The sequence below is a fragment of the Acinetobacter modestus genome, from assembly GCF_014636095.1.
GTDB lineage: Bacteria > Pseudomonadota > Gammaproteobacteria > Pseudomonadales > Moraxellaceae > Acinetobacter > Acinetobacter modestus.
In genome coordinates, this window is the sequence record NZ_BMDV01000001.1 from 481,556 (window position 1) to 499,060 (window position 17,505).

At 33.7% G+C, this 17,505-nt stretch carries 12 protein-coding genes, 1 tRNA gene and 1 pseudogene; 5 read left to right on the forward strand and 9 right to left on the reverse strand.

Features of this window, described 5'->3' with window-relative positions; translation table 11 throughout:
• Positions 1–84: 84 nt before the first annotated feature.
• The 3 genes and pseudogenes from IEV17_RS02240 to IEV17_RS02250 all read left to right on the forward strand — a co-directional run.
• Positions 85–358 (forward strand): annotated as a pseudogene (locus IEV17_RS02240) (IS982 family transposase); the annotation flags it as partial.
• A gap of 118 nt (positions 359–476) precedes the next feature.
• On the forward strand, positions 477–4,412 hold the full coding sequence (gene eruA / locus IEV17_RS02245) for an NACHT domain-containing antiphage protein EruA (RefSeq protein WP_004662887.1): 3,936 nt from the start codon (positions 477–479) through the stop codon (positions 4,410–4,412).
• 73 nt (positions 4,413–4,485) lie between these two features.
• The gene (locus IEV17_RS02250) at positions 4,486–6,432 is read left to right on the forward strand and encodes a tetratricopeptide repeat protein (protein WP_004662888.1); all 1,947 of its coding nucleotides are present in this window, start codon (positions 4,486–4,488) and stop codon (positions 6,430–6,432) included.
• Positions 6,433–6,792: 360 nt separating this feature from the next.
• Here the strand turns inward: IEV17_RS02250 and IEV17_RS02255 are convergent, their stop codons facing one another.
• Both IEV17_RS02255 and IEV17_RS02260 read right to left on the reverse strand, forming a co-directional pair.
• The gene (locus IEV17_RS02255; RefSeq protein ID WP_004662891.1) at positions 6,793–7,740 is read right to left on the reverse strand and encodes a phage/plasmid replication protein, II/X family; all 948 of its coding nucleotides are present in this window, start codon (positions 7,738–7,740) and stop codon (positions 6,793–6,795) included.
• Between the two features lie 658 nt (positions 7,741–8,398).
• Entirely contained in the window at positions 8,399–8,917 is a 519-nt protein-coding gene (locus IEV17_RS02260; RefSeq protein WP_227554444.1) for a hypothetical protein, read from the reverse strand.
• A 200-nt stretch (positions 8,918–9,117) separates the two neighbouring features.
• Between IEV17_RS02260 and IEV17_RS02265 the strand changes: the two genes are divergently transcribed.
• Positions 9,118–9,522, forward strand: a complete 405-nt coding sequence (locus tag IEV17_RS02265) for a hypothetical protein (protein WP_004662895.1) — start codon at positions 9,118–9,120, stop codon at positions 9,520–9,522.
• Positions 9,523–9,646: 124 nt separating this feature from the next.
• Complete coding sequence (locus IEV17_RS02270) at positions 9,647–10,045, forward strand: hypothetical protein (RefSeq protein ID WP_004662897.1); 399 nt, start codon at positions 9,647–9,649, stop codon at positions 10,043–10,045.
• 5 nt (positions 10,046–10,050) lie between these two features.
• Here the strand turns inward: IEV17_RS02270 and IEV17_RS02275 are convergent, their stop codons facing one another.
• From IEV17_RS02275 to IEV17_RS02305, 7 genes are all read right to left on the reverse strand, one after another.
• Entirely contained in the window at positions 10,051–10,698 is a 648-nt protein-coding gene (locus IEV17_RS02275; protein WP_004662899.1) for an HNH endonuclease family protein, read from the reverse strand.
• A gap of 1 nt (position 10,699) precedes the next feature.
• A complete protein-coding gene (locus IEV17_RS02280) occupies positions 10,700–12,022 on the reverse strand; it encodes an AAA family ATPase (RefSeq protein ID WP_004662900.1) in 1,323 nt (440 codons plus the stop codon).
• 124 nt (positions 12,023–12,146) lie between these two features.
• Positions 12,147–13,349, reverse strand: coding sequence for a tyrosine-type recombinase/integrase (locus tag IEV17_RS02285; protein WP_004662902.1), 1,203 nt, complete (start codon positions 13,347–13,349; stop codon positions 12,147–12,149).
• A gap of 176 nt (positions 13,350–13,525) precedes the next feature.
• Positions 13,526–13,602, reverse strand: a tRNA-Val gene (locus IEV17_RS02290).
• Between the two features lie 34 nt (positions 13,603–13,636).
• Positions 13,637–15,625 (reverse strand): transglutaminase TgpA family protein, encoded by a 1,989-nt coding sequence (locus IEV17_RS02295; protein ID WP_004662903.1) that lies wholly within the window; start codon positions 15,623–15,625, stop codon positions 13,637–13,639.
• Positions 15,626–15,629: 4 nt separating this feature from the next.
• Entirely contained in the window at positions 15,630–16,532 is a 903-nt protein-coding gene (locus tag IEV17_RS02300) for a DUF58 domain-containing protein (protein WP_004662906.1), read from the reverse strand.
• 13 nt (positions 16,533–16,545) lie between these two features.
• Complete coding sequence (locus IEV17_RS02305) at positions 16,546–17,505, reverse strand: AAA family ATPase (RefSeq protein WP_004662907.1); 960 nt, start codon at positions 17,503–17,505, stop codon at positions 16,546–16,548.

The following is a 17,505-nucleotide window of genomic DNA, read 5'->3' on the forward strand; positions in this document are numbered from 1 at the left end:
GTCATTGTTTTTGTCATTTTGACTTAGCTAAATATGTAGTATCTAAATTTATCCAATCTATTAAACACTTAGTGCGAAAGGACTAAGGGATATTTAAGACCCGAGTTGAAACGATATACAATATCAAGGTATTGATTTACATCCCCCATTCAGAAAAAATATGAGGGATTACAGTCCTAAAAACGCAATGCGGATACTGATGAAAGCCCTAACAAAGATTGAAACAGTGATTGGTCAATTAACAGATCACTTTCACATTCAAAAGGTGAAAGTAAAAGACCTATGGCATTTAACATACCGCATAACTCGTAAAATTCTGTCACGTACGATTTGCATAGTGCTAAATAAAAAACGATAGCATTCGCCAATTCAACTCAGGGATCTTATTTAAAGTTGAGATTAGCGTATTTATAAATTTATTTTTTGGATAAGCATTATAACTTACTGATATAACCTCATACACCTAAGAGTAATTTATGATTAAAAGAACCTTTTGGTATCAGGATAGTGATAATCATATCACTTTAACTCAAGATGAATTACTGACAAAAACAAATCCACTAGTTATTGTAGGCGAAGCTGGAATGGGCAAATCTAGTCTATTAGAGTGGCTAGGAAATTTAGAAAATTACGCCTATTGTACTGCACGTCAGCTACTAAATCGGGCTAATCCTCAAACCCTTCTTGGCAGTAATAGTATATTAGTTATCGATGCACTTGATGAGATAAGCTCTCGCAATGATGGAGATAGTGTTGATAAAGTATTGCAGAAACTTGAGATTTTAGGGTATCCAAAATTTATTTTAGCCTGTCGTGTAGCTGATTGGAGAAGTGCAACCAGTTTAGAAACTATACGAGAGCAATACTCTGAAGAACCATTAGAACTCCATTTGGAATCTTTTACTCAAGAGGATATGAGTGAATTTCTAGGATTAATGTTCAATAATCAACAAACTCAGGAAATCATAGATCATTTTACAATTAGAGGACTTAGTGACTTATTAAGCAATCCTCAGACACTTAATTTGATCGCTACGGTTGCAAAAAAAGAAAAACTGCCTGAAACACTAACTAAATTATTTGAACAAGCTATTGAGCTATTAAGAATAGAACATTCAGAATTTAAAGCAAAGAGTCAACTGCCAAGTGAAATTGCACTAGATGCCGCAGGAGCTGCATTTGCAAGTTTAATTTTAACAGGTAATGAAGCAATTTCTCGAAAAGCGATTGCAAATATAATTGATGGTGAATTACCTATAAGCGAGGTTAAATTACTTCCTGATACTGAAGAAATTGAACTTATTTTAGGTTCACGTCTTTTCCGATCTAATGGAATAGAGCGTTTCAGCTACCTTCACCGCCGAATTGGAGAGTTCTTAGGAGCAAAATGGCTAATAAAACAAGCAAATACAGATCGAAAGCGTAAACGTCTTTTATCTTTCTTCCATAGTTATGAATTTGTACCAACTAACTTACGTGGTTTACATTCATGGCTAATGAATGATCCTGCTCTAACTTCAGAAATTATTAAAAAAGATCCTATTGGTATTCTTGAATATGGAGATGTAGACAACTTAACTATAGATCAAGCCAAAATTTTACTAGATAGTATTTATCTTTTAGCTGAAAACAACCCTCGATTTTATAATTTTCACAATAAGGATACATACTACATTCGGGCATTTACAACACCAACATTATTATCACTAATCCAAAATATTATAGGTCAGCCTAAAACTCCCTTTAGTTTTAGAGTTTTTCTAGTTGATGTTATTAAGAAAAATCAACTCCCGAATGATTTCATCGAATTACTCAAACAACTTGTTAACGATCCAAACATAGAATTTGCAATTCGTAAATCTGCTGGTGAAGCTTTAGCTATCCAGAAACAAGTTATCGATTGGCATAATATTTATCTTTATCTTTCCAAGTTAGGAGATGAATCATCTATCAGATTGGCAATAGAACTCTTGGAAGATACTGGTTATGATAAAGCCCATGATGAGTTAATAGCTAATCTAGCAATATCTCACTTAGAAATGAGTGATCATATTGTTGGACCACTATGGTACTTACAACAAAATTTACCTAAAGAACAAATCGAAAATGTCCTAAACTTTTTTGTTTCTCGAATTGAAATGATGGCTATCTCTAGTGATTCAGAAATTAAGAATGAAGCTAAAAATTTTGCATGCCACTTAATATTAAGATTTTTAGAAAATTATGATATTTCAGCAGAAAAACTTTTGAATTGGCTTGAACCATTCCACAATACTTTTGGATATCATGATGAATATATTAAAAAATTAGCAGAATTCTTTAGAAAAAATCAGAGTTTGAGATTGGCTATTCAATATCTTGTTTTACTCAAACGACCTGGTGAAAAAAATATATGGCAAAAGAATCATTTACTATATTATTGCTCAACAGGCCTCTCCATCACATCAGAAGATATCATCTCATTACTTAAAGGATTACATAAAGAAGATCGAAATGATTGCAGATGGAAAGAACTTGTTCAATTAACTCACCATGACAACGGAATTGGGAAAGATGTACGAGAAGCAGCTCTGCCTTTTACTGTTAATGATCAAAATGCCCGTGATTGGCTAGATCAAATAGGAATCAGAAAATTAGCTGATTGGGAAATTCAAGATATTGAACGAAAAAAACAAAATGAAGAAAAAAAATTAGCTTCAAGGTCTGAGCAAAGATTATTTTATCTTCAAAATATTGAGCGATTGCGCCAAGGTGAGTATGGGGTAATTCTCAAACCTGCAAAAGTGTATTTAAAATTATTTTCAGATATCAGTAAAGAAACTCCCGCCCATCTTCGCATTGCAGATTGGATAGGAGATGATATTTCTGAAATATGTATGGATGGTTTCGAAGCATTTCTAATGCTAGATCCACCACAAACTACTGCACAAGATATTGCAAATATTTTACCCCAAAGAAAATTTTATGAAGCTAGTTATATTCTAATTGTTGCTTTGGCAGAGCGTATTAGAAAAGACATAGGTTTAACCGATCTCTCTAATGAAAGATTGCTAGCTGGATATTATACATTACTCCATATCCGTTACGACACACATGCTGGCATACCAAATATTTTTGAGAATATTGAAAATGAAATTCAACAAAGAGGAATATTATTAGAAGCTTTAGAGACTTTTTATGAACCTCAGTTTCAAGCTCGATGCGAACATATAGATGGATTAGCCCGAATAATGAGAATGGCTGAAACCACTGATATTAGTATTGAATTAGCCAAAAAATGGCTAAAAAACTATCCAGGCATGCCTATCAATATTGAAACTGAACTTTTAGATTGTTTAGTTCAAACAGGGCAATTTGATGCTATACGTGAACTAATTCTAACTCGTAAAATCGTAGCAAATAAAGAACAGCAACTAAATTGGGTAGCCATCAATCTTATCGTTGATTTTGATCACACAATGGAAGAGTTGAAATCTCAATCTATTGATCCAAATTTAATATGGAATCTTAGAGATCGTATTGGAGGAAAATATAGAAAAAATAAATCATATGTTGCATTAAATATTAAATTATTTAAATGGATTATTTCAACTTTCCGAAAACTTTATCCTAATGTTGCTCATCCAATTGGTGTTTCAGGCGGTGATAGAAATGCATGGGATGCTTCCGAATTTATAATCAGCATTATTCAACAATTAGCAAAAAATCATAGTGATCAAGCCTGTGATGCACTTCAGAAACTTAAAGACTCATCCCCTGATGATTACACTGATGTAATCAAAACAATGCTATTTGAACAAAAACAAATGCGAGCTGAAAGTTTCTATTCTGTTCCTACTCTTCAATCAATTAAAGCAATGATTAATGACCAACTTCCTCAAACAATTATTGATTTACAAGCTTTTGTATTGGAAGAGTTAGATATTGTTCAGGCAAAAGTTAAAAGTGATGATGCTGAATCTTGGCGTGGATTCTTCAATGATCAAGGTAAGCCTTTTTATGAGGAACGATGCCGTGACCATCTAATTGGTTTGCTTCGTCAAGGTGATAATACAATCACATATGAACCTGAAGCGCATGTAGCAAATGATAAAGAAGTTGATATCACTTGTGCTGTAGGTAATCTTCGCCTGCCAATCGAGATAAAAGGCCAGTGGCATCCTGACCTTTGGACTGGGGCTGATCAACAACTTGATAAATTATATACCACTGACTGGAGAGCTGAAGGTAGAGGTATTTATTTAGTGCTATGGTTTGGAAAAAGAGAGGATAATAAAAAGCTTAGATCGTTTGGCCGAGGAAAGCCCGTTCCCAATACTTCTAAAGAATTACAAGAAATGTTAATTGCAAATAATCGGTCTGCTCAGGATGGAAAAGTAAAAATTGTTGTAATGGAGATCAATAAAATGTAGAACAAGTAATATTTAAAATGAACTTAATTCTATATTGAACTTATCTTTTATCATAACCAAAATAGGTCGTGGCATGAAATATTTAGATGATTTACCTAAACGGCATCCAAATCATATTATAGAGAGCAAAGCTGTAGCCGCTTTTGAAAAAATCATACATGAATCTGAATGTTTCATGATCCAACTAAAGGATACACAGGATTATGGTACAGACTGTCAATTAGAAGTAGTAGATGATGAACATGCTACAAATGTTAGAATCCATGTTCAACTAAAAGGCACTAAAAAAGCCTTGAATAAAGATGGTTCTATCAGTATTGATATAAACAGAACTAATCTGAACTATCTAATTTCTCAACGACATTCATTCTTTGTCTGTTATCATATTCCAACAAATACCCTGAAATTCTGTTATGCAGACACTGTATTACGCCAATATGAACATTCTAAACAACAATGGACGACTCAACAAACAATTACTGTAAATTTCACTGACTTGCTTACTATTACAAAATTACAATCCTTAGCAAAGCTAGCAAAAGCTAATTCAAACTCAGTAAGAAATAGTAGAATTAAACAAATTATTACTTCTCCTAGTGAGATGGTAAATACAATTAGAACTATACCTTTTGATCTACATATTCCTGAAGATCAAGATCGTGCAGCCTCTTTACTTTTAACCCTTTATAATAGTGGTGAAGATAAAATAATAAGTGATGCATTTGATAGATTTTTAGCACTTTTTCCATCAAATCATAATGCACTTATGTATTGCTATATGGCTGAAATTAATATTGGAATGGCACAAAAAGAAGTTAATATTGATAGAATTAAAAAAGGAATTATCTATCTAGAGTCTAAAATAGAAACTAAACAATTTAGTTCTGGAAGCCTTATATATTCAATTGGAAATGGATACTCTGTATTAGATCTTAATGAAGATGCAATCATTGCATATAAAAAATCCATTGATGACTTGGAAGAGAGAGATAGCCAATTGCTAGCCATGTGTTATAAAAATCTTGGCTCAAGTTATGAAAATATTGGAAATCAATCTGAAGCAGTAACTTGTTATAAGAAGTCGATCTCTTACAATAAGCAACTTCCAGAAGCTAACTTTGCATTAGGTAACTTTTATTTAAAAAATGGTAAATATGAAGAAGCCTTACAACATTTTGATGAAATAGTTTTTAATGAACCTACTACTGAAAAACAATTTTCTGTTTTAGGGTGGAGAGTAAATGCTCTTTTTAATCTAAAAGAAGGTCGTTCAGCTTTTCGTGAGATCAATACTCTGCTAAGTAATACATCCAATAATGGGGATTGGATTTGGTTATGGTGTGCTAAACAAGTTGCTTTGTTTGGACGAGATAGCATTGATAATGCCAAGCTAAGTATTGCATTTTGGGATAGATATCTGAAAAAACACTCTAATTGCCCTCATGGAATTAGAGAATGGTTACTGAATCAATTTTATTTACGCTCAGAATCTTTAGATATCGGATTCACTTATCCCGATTTTAAATCTCATTTTGAATCTATAATTCAACATATTCAAAACCAAGATGCTGCATTTCTTTGGGATAGACTCGGTCATTGGGCCCAAGATAATAATGATTGGAATGAAGCAGAATATTGTTTTCAAAATGCTTATAGGCTAGCAAAAGGTGAATATGGCTATTGCTTAGGAACAGCATTATTATTTCTAAATCGTCCAAAAGAAAGCCTACCATTGTTATTAGAACAAGCATTAAAAATACAACCTGATGATATGAGCTGGTTTCAACTAGCATCAACTTATGAAAAGTTAGGTAAAATAAAAGAATCAATTAATGCCTATAAAAAAGTAATCTCTTTAAATTCAGAGTATGCATTAGCTTGGTTTAATATGGGAGGCATACATTGGAATAATGGTGATCATAAAAATGCAATCCGTGTATGGAAAAAGGCTATAAAGAAATTCCAAAATCATGAACTATCAGTTGAGCTTTATAAAAATATACCACACTTATTAGATTAAAAATTAAAATAGAAAAATTTTAAATTTCACAAACATAAAATAATTTATAAATTAAACTGCATTGACAGACTCTACAAATATAGTCTGTCTTTTTATTTAGCTATTTAAATATTAATAAATCTATTTTTATTAAATTAAACTTATTTTTAGATATTTTAAAAAATTAACACGGCATTAGAGTCATTGGATACTTTTTATTATCCCACCAATTTTCCACGTCCTGACGATCAAAGTAAACCGCTGCTTGTCTAGTAGTACCCTCTTTTATAGGTCGTGGGAAAGATACATCTGTTTGTATGAGTTTAGCCAACTTGTCCGCTTTGATTGATAAAATATGGCACACTTCATTTTTTGTTAGTCTTAGCTTTTGCATATATTCCCCTTTAATTTTTTATTATTAATGCTGTCTATGTCGATGTTATAAGCTAGCAAAAATTTTAATCTCTTACGATAGATTGTTGATCTGTCATATAAAATATCAACATCTCCATTAAGTAAGCAATTATAAAATTTTTTATCTGCACTATTTGTTATCTTTGATAAATTAATTACATGACTAAAATCTGGTAGCCGTAATTTCTTTAAACGTATTTTAAAAAACTTATCTAAATCATCTACATCACTCCATTGATATGCAAATCTCAAATCCCATTTCTTTAGTTGTCTATAATAAAGTTTAATCTCAGCTCTAATTGTGATATCAGCAAGTGCTTTTAATTCAGAACTTACAATATCTTTCTTCGTTCTTTTTTGATCTATCTCTTTTCCTTTATGATAGTAACCTAGTACCCATCTTTTAGATGATTGACCAAAATAAACCCCATTTTGATATATTGTTTTAGGTTTATAAGGATAATAACCACCTGTTTTTAAATGATCCAAATAATTTAAAGCCAATTTCTTATTATCAAAAGTAATATCTTGTTTAATATGCAATTGATAAATACGATAATCACATTTTTTAAGAACATCTAATTGCTCATCTGTAGGCTCTACTAAGCCCATTTCAACAAACTTTTTAACTACATCTAAGACCAAATCCTCAATATTGGCACATCCTGTAATATTTTGACCATGTAACCATTTATAAAAATTACCACTAATCCTTAATTTTTCATTTACAGATTTTACTTTTAAAGTATGTTTATTTTTAGACTCTATATCCTTTGAACGATAAGATGTTTTTGCTTTATCAAAGTTATGATCTTCATCTAAATAAATTTTTAAACCTTTAGAGAGTTTTTTAGGATCATGACTTATATCAACGATTACATCTAACCAATCTATATTTATTTTATTTATATTCATTCTATCTCCTTGTTCTATTTTATTATTTTTAATTAATATCAAAAAATACACATGATTATCTTGTATAAGGTAAAACACTTAACTTAAATGAGTAGATATAAAGAATTGAATATACTGAATTTAAAAAATGTTATAATTATATAATGTCAAAATGCAACAAATGTACTATTAATATTAACAACAGGCAACTATTCTACTCTTTTTAATCACAAAAAGCAATCGCTATCTCTGATAATTTTACATAAAATTTTAAAAAGTAGATTACACCAAGACCTCATGTTTAAAAAATTTCTAATTTTTTCTTTATCCCTCTCACTTTGAATCAGATTCAGTTATGAAAGTTTTTTCTGCTACCGTGTATAGAGTTCTATACGTTAAGGAAATGCAAATCAAATGCTATCATTTATTTTTAAATAAAATTCCGTTGACACGTTGTTTCACACATGTCAAATAATCTTAATAATATACCTTTATCTCAAAACTAGATTTTCCCATCTCACTTTTCATTTGAATGGCGAAAAATAGAATTTATCATTCATATAATTAATTTATAAAGTATATTAATCAATAATTTTTTTATTTTTAGTATTAAAATTCAATTAAATCATAATAAAATAAAGCTCATCCCTTGTGGAACAAGCTTTTTAATTAAATTATTTTAACGCCGTGTCGTGTTAAATTGGTAATTCCCATAGTCCGTCTTCACTTCAATTTCTTTTGCAAAATTTGCATCACAATTTATTGCAAGCTCAACTACTTGTCCAAATTTCAAATTAGCAGGTAATTTATTATTGTGATCATATTCACCGATGCCACAATTATTACCACGATTAATAATAATATCATTGATCGTAACATCATCTACTTTAGACTGAATGACTACATTATATGCTAGCTTTCCATAAACTTTTGTATTGAACTCATTCATATTAAAGGAAACCTCTACAGGTTCTCCCTCTAAAATTTGCTTTATTGGATTGGCTGTACCTTGATCCTCATATCCTAAATTTTCATCAACCGCACTATCATCTGCTAATGCATCTGCACCTGCTAATGGATCAGCTTCGGCTGCCGCAGCCACTGCTTCTTCAGCTTGTTCTTGTGCTGTTGTTGCACCTACTGCCTGTTCACTTTTAGATTCACTACATCCCCATACAAAATATAGAGATGTTGTCATTAAGCCCCAATACAACAATTTTTTTAGCATAATTACACCATTATAAAGTCATCATTTATTACTTACTCACCTTATAAACCTATTGATACCTTGTTGTTAGGTTTAAAAAGTTAAGTAAAGTACGTAACTAAAGTTTAATAATTTGCGTAATTAAAATCAAATATTACGTAACTATTAGTTAAGCTAATTATTTTTAGGTAATGAAGAATGATGATGAAAAAACCTTATTTGCAAGTCGATTAATCAAAGCCATGCAAGCCAAAGGTTATGAAGCTAAGGCTTCTATTTTAGAAAGAGAGTTCAATTTGAACTATTCAGGCAGACCCATGACATTACACGGGGTACGCAAATGGCTCATCGGGGAATCTATTCCATCAGGTGACAAATTGCTTACACTTGCTAAATGGCTAGATGTACCACCTGAAGAATTAGCCTTTGAAAAAGACATCCAAAAAGCAATTGCACAACGGGATGCCCGTTGGCAGCAAGATATTGGTTATAGGGACAAGGAAGTATTTGAAGCTTTTATAGCACTACCGCCAGCACATAAAAAAGTGATTCGGGATATGATTGTTGCTTTGTCCAATAACTCCACAAAACATTAAAGTCCTAGTCTTTAGTTAAGTAAAAATTGACTAAAAGTCTAATTAAAAACATGACAAAAATCATAGTCTATTGACTATTGATAAAGTCACCTAACTAAAAGTCAGTTTTTTTTATTATCCAAAAATGAACAATGAAAAAACGCTTTTTGCGCAACGCCTCATTATAGCAATGCAGGCTAAAGGCTACGATGCTAAACCGTCTATTTTAGAGCGGGAATTTAACTTGCGTCATAATGGCAAACCTGTAACGCTTTACGGTGTTAGGAAGTGGCTATTAGGGATGTCTATGCCGTCAAGTGATAAGTTGCTTACACTTGCTCAATGGTTAGATGTATCACCAGAAGAATTAGCTTTTGAAAAAGATATTAAAAAAGCGATTGCCCAACGAGAAGCTCGTTGGCAACAAGACATTGGTTATAAAGATAAAAACATTGCAGATGCTTTTTTAGCCCTACCGCCGTCCCATAAAAAAGTGATTCGGGATATGATTGTTGCGTTGTCGAATAATCCACAAAAAAATTAAGTGACTTATTTATTGCCATCAACCCAATTTTGCAAGGCTTTACTAATGACGGGGGCAAATGGTTGTAATTTACCATCGGATACTTGATGCAAGTCATCAATCAATAAGGTTAATAGCTCATCATCCTCAATCAAGTCATCTATATTGATGCTTTGGGTAAATAAAAAGTTAGCAATCGCTTGTTTACGCATATCGACCAACTTTTGATTTTGCTGCAAGCTATCGCCTAATCTTAGTACATCAATGGTTTGTTTGGCATCATCAGTTAAGCCTGTGACCGTGCCACTAAGATTAAAATTAAACTCCGTTTTACAACGTGGTGACAATGGACTAATGGCGATTTCTTGATTTTCTTTTGCATCATCACAACAGCCTTTAGTCGTACAACTTGCCACAATATTATTAAAAGCAAAGCTAAATTGTGGATAACCCTGTCTTGGCAAGATATGCTCATTCATACAATCATGGTCTTTTACCCCAACTTGCCGACAACAATAAGCACATAAATAAGCTTGTTCAGCCAAACATGCCTGTCTAATTGCTAGGCGTATTTGTTCAGGATCATCCCCTAAATCATCATATCTATGCGTTGGGTTTTTACGTTTATATTCGGTTAATTCAGTCGGTTCAGACCCCTTATTAATCTGTTGCAACCTATTTCCCCTGCTTGGCTATGGTTCTTTTTTTCAACATAGCCACAAGTCGCATTACATCTAGCTGATCACTACCAAGTTCAGATTTCAAAGTTTCAATTAACTGACTTGCCTGTTCCAACTGGTTGTTTTGGATTGCATCCATTGCTTGTATGATTTGTTCAGCAACTTTAGGATTACGGTAGTTGGTATCCATATATTGCAATAATACCGTGTTGGCATCTTGCCCATATAATGATGGTAAAGCGGTAATATCTTGTCCATCTAAGTCATACACTAAAATGTTTTGGGTATCAGAGATAACCAATGGCGAATGTGTAGTTAAGATAAATTGGCAATTTGGGAAAGTTGTTTGTAAGCGTTGTATGATTGATCGTTGCCATTGTGGATGCAAGTGCATATCAATTTCATCAATTAAAATAATACCTTTACCATGTAAAGGATTCTCTAAGCTCGGGTTCATCATAGCCAAACGGCGTGCAATATCACCAACCAAAGCCATTAATGATTTTTCACCTTGTGATAATTGGTTAACATTTAATGTTTTGTCATTTTTATCAACTGACATATGCAAACGTGGTTTACGCTGTACCCGCAAATTTCTGAAAGTTGGCATAAACTCTTCAATTGCTCTACGAACCGCATTAAGTTGATCATCTTCATACATATATGCACGATGAACTACTTCAATAGACGCTTCTTTATAGGCTTGTACCATATTTTTAAAATTTTCATTCTCCACATCTTCCCTATCTCTAAACCACTCAAAAAAACGCCTAAAATCTACAGCATTATCTAAAGCATTGTCATAACCATTAATCTGCAAAAATTGATGCTTTTCCCGTATCTTTAATGGAATGTCAATTACACTGCGTTCTACGGGATAAAATGCAATTAGTGGTAGACTACTTTGATCATCTTCCCCAAGCCATTGTTTATAGTGGTCGGTTAGTTGATTTAGCTCCGTTAAATGCGTAGTAAATTCAGCTTTTCTCGCCGTGCGGTTTTTCGTTATACGCCATGTATAGGCTTGGCTTTGTTGTTGCAGGTTTTTATCATTAACAATGATTTCGACTGCTGCTGCATTGGCTGTATTTAAAATCACGCTTTCAGGGATCGGCGTACCATTAGACTTGTCATGTTTTAAACGGGCTACAAACCAAGTCAATGCCGTTGCTACCGACTTTAATAGTGACGTTTTACCACTACCATTATTGCCAATAAAAACCGTGATATTGGATGGATAGCGTTGCGTAGGTGCTAAAGACACGCTTAGGTCTTGGAATCGCCCAATATTTTTTAGACTAAAGCTTTGTATCTGCATACTTACCCACGATTCCCTAAATGTTTCAAATCCACCATACTATATCAATTTCTTTGCTTTTAAGGGTTTAGTATTGTGATTACTTTAATATTTTTACATTAAGCAATCACTATTTCTTGTTTCCTTATTCTTTTACTAAATTATCAATATAGTCTGCCCACCATTCCATCATCCCAACTCGTTCTTCAAGGTGTGACCCTTTATCATACGCACCTTTTACACCTTTTTTCATATGGGCTAAACATGCTTCAACCACTTGCTCTTTATCACTAAATTGATTGTTCAAGGCGGTACTTGCAATATGTCTAAAACCATGTGGGTTTTGTCGCCCTTTATAACCCATACGATTTAATGCCATATTAAAGGTGTTGTCCGATATAGGCTTATTTAGGCTATTACGACCTACAAACAATAAATCAGATTCCGTCCGATATTGCTCTAATTCTTTTAATAATGTGATGGCTTGCTTAGGTAAAGGTACAGCATGGGCAATGCCTTTTTTCATAATATCGGCAGGCTTAATCCAAATTGCTTTTTCAAAATTAAATTGATCCCAAGTCGCAAAACGTAGCTCTACGGGGCGTGGGAATAATAAAGCCATTAGTTCCAAACCAATCGCCAATTTACGTTGATGATGATTACGTATATCTGTAATTAATTGGGGCAATTCATCTATTTCGACAAACTTCATATTCCCCCCATCATTTTTATCTAAATGCTTGGTCATCCCATCAATTGGGTTATAGTTGATCTTTGCTTGGAATTTCGCCCAATCATAAGCATTACGGCAATAAGATGTTAATTTTTCAACTTGGGTGTGGATGTTTAATCCACGCTGCAAACCTTGAAAAAAATCAAACCATTCTTTAGGGGTAATTTCAGTAAAATTACGTTCACCAAATTTAGGGATGATATGACGATTAATAGATTTTTGTGCCTTATCAAAAGTTACTGCGCCCCATGCGGATTTTCTAGTATCTAACCACTCAGCCATTAAGATACTAAACTTTTGCCCCTCAATCTGTTGTTGCTGCTGTTTGATGTGTTTTCTTGTTTCTAAAACTTCCCCATTAGCTAATTTTTCAGATAGCTCACTAGCCTTACGCCTTGCTGCTGCGCCACTGACACTTGGATATCCACCAAGCCCTTTCCATGAATCATTGCCTTTTTCATTTTTATAACGTAGTTGCCAAGACTTCTTCCCTGTCTTTTGCACTAGAAAATACAATCCGCCTGTATCACGTTCACGATAATCTGTGTCTTCGGGTTCTAAATTTGCCAAAGTCGTATCGGACAATGGTCTTTTCTTAATAGCATTTCTTTTCATTTCACGCTGTATCACGAGTTAAGTTTTAATCAATGATACACCATATGATACAAAACCAACAGTGGTATGTATCTTTATATAACGGCATATAAAGCAATAAAAAAGCCCTAAATACATGATATTTAGGGCTTTTTAACTTATATATCGTGATACACAGACATACAAATTTAATATCTTGGTAGGTATATCCAGACTCGAACTGGAGACCTCTACGATGTCAACGTAGCGCTCTAACCAACTGAGCTATACACCTAGAATGAGAGCATGATATTCATTTTTAATCAGGTTCACAAGTTTTTTTGAGATTGTTTAATTGCGTTCGCACAGACTTTAAGCAGTTTTCTAAATTCTTGAATATTTTGCTGACTATTCTGTTCTAAAAAAACGATTTTTTGATATAACACAACTACTTGCTGAAATGATTTTTGATCACTATTTACACTTGATAAACGTTGCATCCAAACTTGGAATGTTTCCGCTGATCTTTTATGCAAATGTTTAGGTAATTGCTTTTGAAATTGGGTGATAATACGCTCATATAATTCTTGCTGCTTAGTTTGTCTCCACCAATAAAAACCAACATACACAGCTAAAATTCCTGCAATACCAATAATTAAGATCAGCACATAACTATAACTTGAATTAAAGCCTAGCTTAGATAACCAATTTTTTTGTTTAACAGCATCATAACCAACAACTTTGGACTGCCATTGATAACTTAAATAGTCACTCCAAACACGCATATTTTTCAAAAATTTAAATTGCTGTAAACGCCATGCTTGTGCCTGCGCATCTCCCCAAACTTTCTGATCCTCCGCCATATAATTCTGCATTCCAGCATCTATACGTTGTGGTGCAATCATTGCTGTAGGATCGACTCTTTTCCATTGACCATGCAGATAAACCTCACTCCACGCATGTGCATCAAGTTGACGAACCTCCCAACTTTCTCCATCTAATGCAAACTGTCCACCTTGATAACCTGTCACAACTCTGGCAGGAATCCCTGCATAGCGCATCAGCATCACGAAACTAGATGCATAATGTTCACAGAAACCCTTTCGACTAGAAAATAAAAATTGATCTATACGATCCCCACTTAATGTTCCTGGGGTCAGCGTATAAACGAAGTTATTCTTTCTATACCAATTCAGCACAGTTTTAATATATTTTTCAGGCAGTCGCTGACTTTGTTCAAACAGTTGATGGGCTAATTGTTGTGCTTTCTCATCGCGATCTTCATCAAATTGAGTACTAAATTCAATTTGACGTGGCGATAACAAAATAGAGGATGTTGATGCTTGTCCTAACCAAAACATTTGTATGGGTTGATTACGTTTAATCAGCTTTAATGGACGTATACTATCATCTTGATACAATTGTAAATAACGTTCTTGTGGAATGGAATATTCCAACCCCATGATCCAATTTGCTTGCTCATCGGCAGCTAAATATTGATAAGCTACTCTGCTAGAGTTTGAATTTACATTTTTAATTTGCTGATTATAAAAACTACTGGTCCATGTTGTACCATCATATTCATCCAAGACTAAAGCACGCCAATACAACTCTTGTCTATTTGGCAATTGCCTCATATCCGCAACAACACGAAAAGCTAAAGCAGAAGATTGTGATAATTGTGCAATATCTCCAGGAGACATACGATCACTGATTCCTGTAGTTGCTTGATTCTTATGAATTGGAATTGCCCAAAGTGGTGGCAAGCGAGGAAAGAAAATAAATAATATAATAAAGAATGGAGTAGCAATTCCGACAAATTTTAGAATTTGTTTAACATCATTTTTTAACTGATTTGATGATAATTGATGATGGTTAAATAGACCGGTTTGAATCCGATATAACCCCATCAAACACATCACAAATGCTGAAAAAACAAAGACAGCCATCCAGAATGCCTGACTATGTAACAATAAACTCGCACTGACAAATAAGGCAAAGTTAAATACGATCAATAAATCGCGGGTATTCTTGGCTTCCAAACTTTTCGCAAATAAACACGTACTTAAAAATGCGACTCCTGCTTCTACTCCTAGTAAAGTTTGATAATTTAAATAAATAAGGCCTAAAGATAATAAAGAGAAAAAAACTAAAAATAAGCGTGGAAATGGTGAAATTTTTTGTTTGCTATATCGCCATACCAATATAAGCCAAATAACGCCCCACAACCCACTCAATGTCACAGGAATAAAAGCCACTTGCCCAATTAATACAAATGCCAATACAGCTAAAATGCAAAAATAGATTTGTTTGGTCATAATCTTAAGCCTGTGCAAGTAGAAGTTTTGCTTGAAGAAGCTGTATCTGCCCCTGACCAGTTTCTAATCTTGCATGCGGCAGTATCAATGCATAATCATCACCAAGTTGTTCACATTGCTCAATTAATCCCATCATATAGCTTAATTTTTCTTCATGACTTTGCGCAGGAATTTTTTGATAATCAATTTCTAAATGTTGATGATTGGCTTGAGCCTCAAACATTTTTATAAAAAAGCCCTGTCCTCGAGCAACTTGCTTCCATGCCACATTTTGATAAGAATCACCTTGTTGAAAGGCCCTAAGCTCCTTAAATTCATCTAAACTATCGTTCGCATTGGTTGGCTGATTTTTATGTTCTTTTTGCCAATCATACGCTTTAGGTGCAATCCACACTTTTTGTTTTGGATATAAATAAGTCCACGCTCGCACCAAACCTAAAGGATAGGTCGAATAAATTTTCATTGCACCAAATTCAAATAAACCACGCTGCTTCGGAAAAAAAGCCAGTTCGAAGGTCTGTTGTTGCTGATCTAAATAAATTAATTGTTCTTGTTGCAGCCATTGAATACGTAAATATCGGGTCATGACGGATGGCTGATTAAAGTGAAGTTTTAGAATTAAAGGTTGATCGACTTGCCCAACTTCAGCTGCAATCAGATCAATCTGCAGAACATGCAATTGCTTGAAGGTGAGATAGAAACTAATACATAAAATCGCACTGATTAAAAAGCAAAAACCTAAAATTAAGTTATTTGCATAGTTAATACCTGCAATAAAGGTAATTAGAATCAGAACGAGATATAAAAAACCTTGCTTGTAGATAAAAACCAAAACATCTTTCTGTAACAGGGTTTTAGTCCCATCAACTTGAAAACGTTTCGCAATCCACTGCTGAATCCTTTGCATAAGCCAACCTCAACTATAGGACATCAACCGACTGCAAAATTTGTTTTACCTCTATTTCGCCTAAACTTAAACGATGAGCAACCACGGCAACAAAAACTGTTTGCACATCATCAGTGGTCACAAAGCTACGACCTTCAACCAGTGCATAAGCTTGTGCAGCAGCTTTTAATGCCAATACTCCACGTGTTGATAAGCCATGCCGTTGTTTACGTGTTTCAGCAGCCAAATCTAAAATATAATTGAGTACAGCATCACTTAAAAAAACCTGTTTTGCTAATTCACGTAATTGCAAAATATCAACTTGCGTAAATACTGCTTCTAATTGATGAATTAAAACCTGACGTGAGCTTTGCTGTAACAGTAGTTTTTCAGCTTGGCGAGATGGATAACCAAGCGATAAACGCATCAAGAAACGGTCAAGTTGTGACTCAGGCAAAGCATAAGTTCCACTTTGAAATAGTGGATTTTGCGTTGCTAAGACCCAAAATGGTTGTGGTAATTCATAATGGACTCCATCAACAGTTACCGCACCTTCTTCCATAGCTTCAAGTAATGCACTCTGTGTTTTTGGACTACAACGATTGATCTCATCTGCCAATAAAATCTGAGTAAAAATAGGCCCTTTCTTGAACTCAAATAAATGTTCTTTTTGATTAAAAATATTGATCCCAATGACATCACTCGCCAACATGTCATTGGTAAATTGAATCCGCTGAAAATGTAGTCCTGCTAGACGAGCCAAAGCACTGGCTAGAGTCGTTTTACCTAATCCTGGTAAATCTTCAAACAGTACATGCCCACCTGCCAATAAACAGGTCAGCGCTAATTTAGTTTGTTGTGGTTTATCTAAAATAAGTTGATTCACTTCAACCAAAAAACGTTCGATTTTCTGAGTAAAATTTTTAATATTTTGCTCTACTTCTTGATTTTTTTGTTGTTTTTCTTGAATAGAAGCTTTTTCCATGCCCCACAT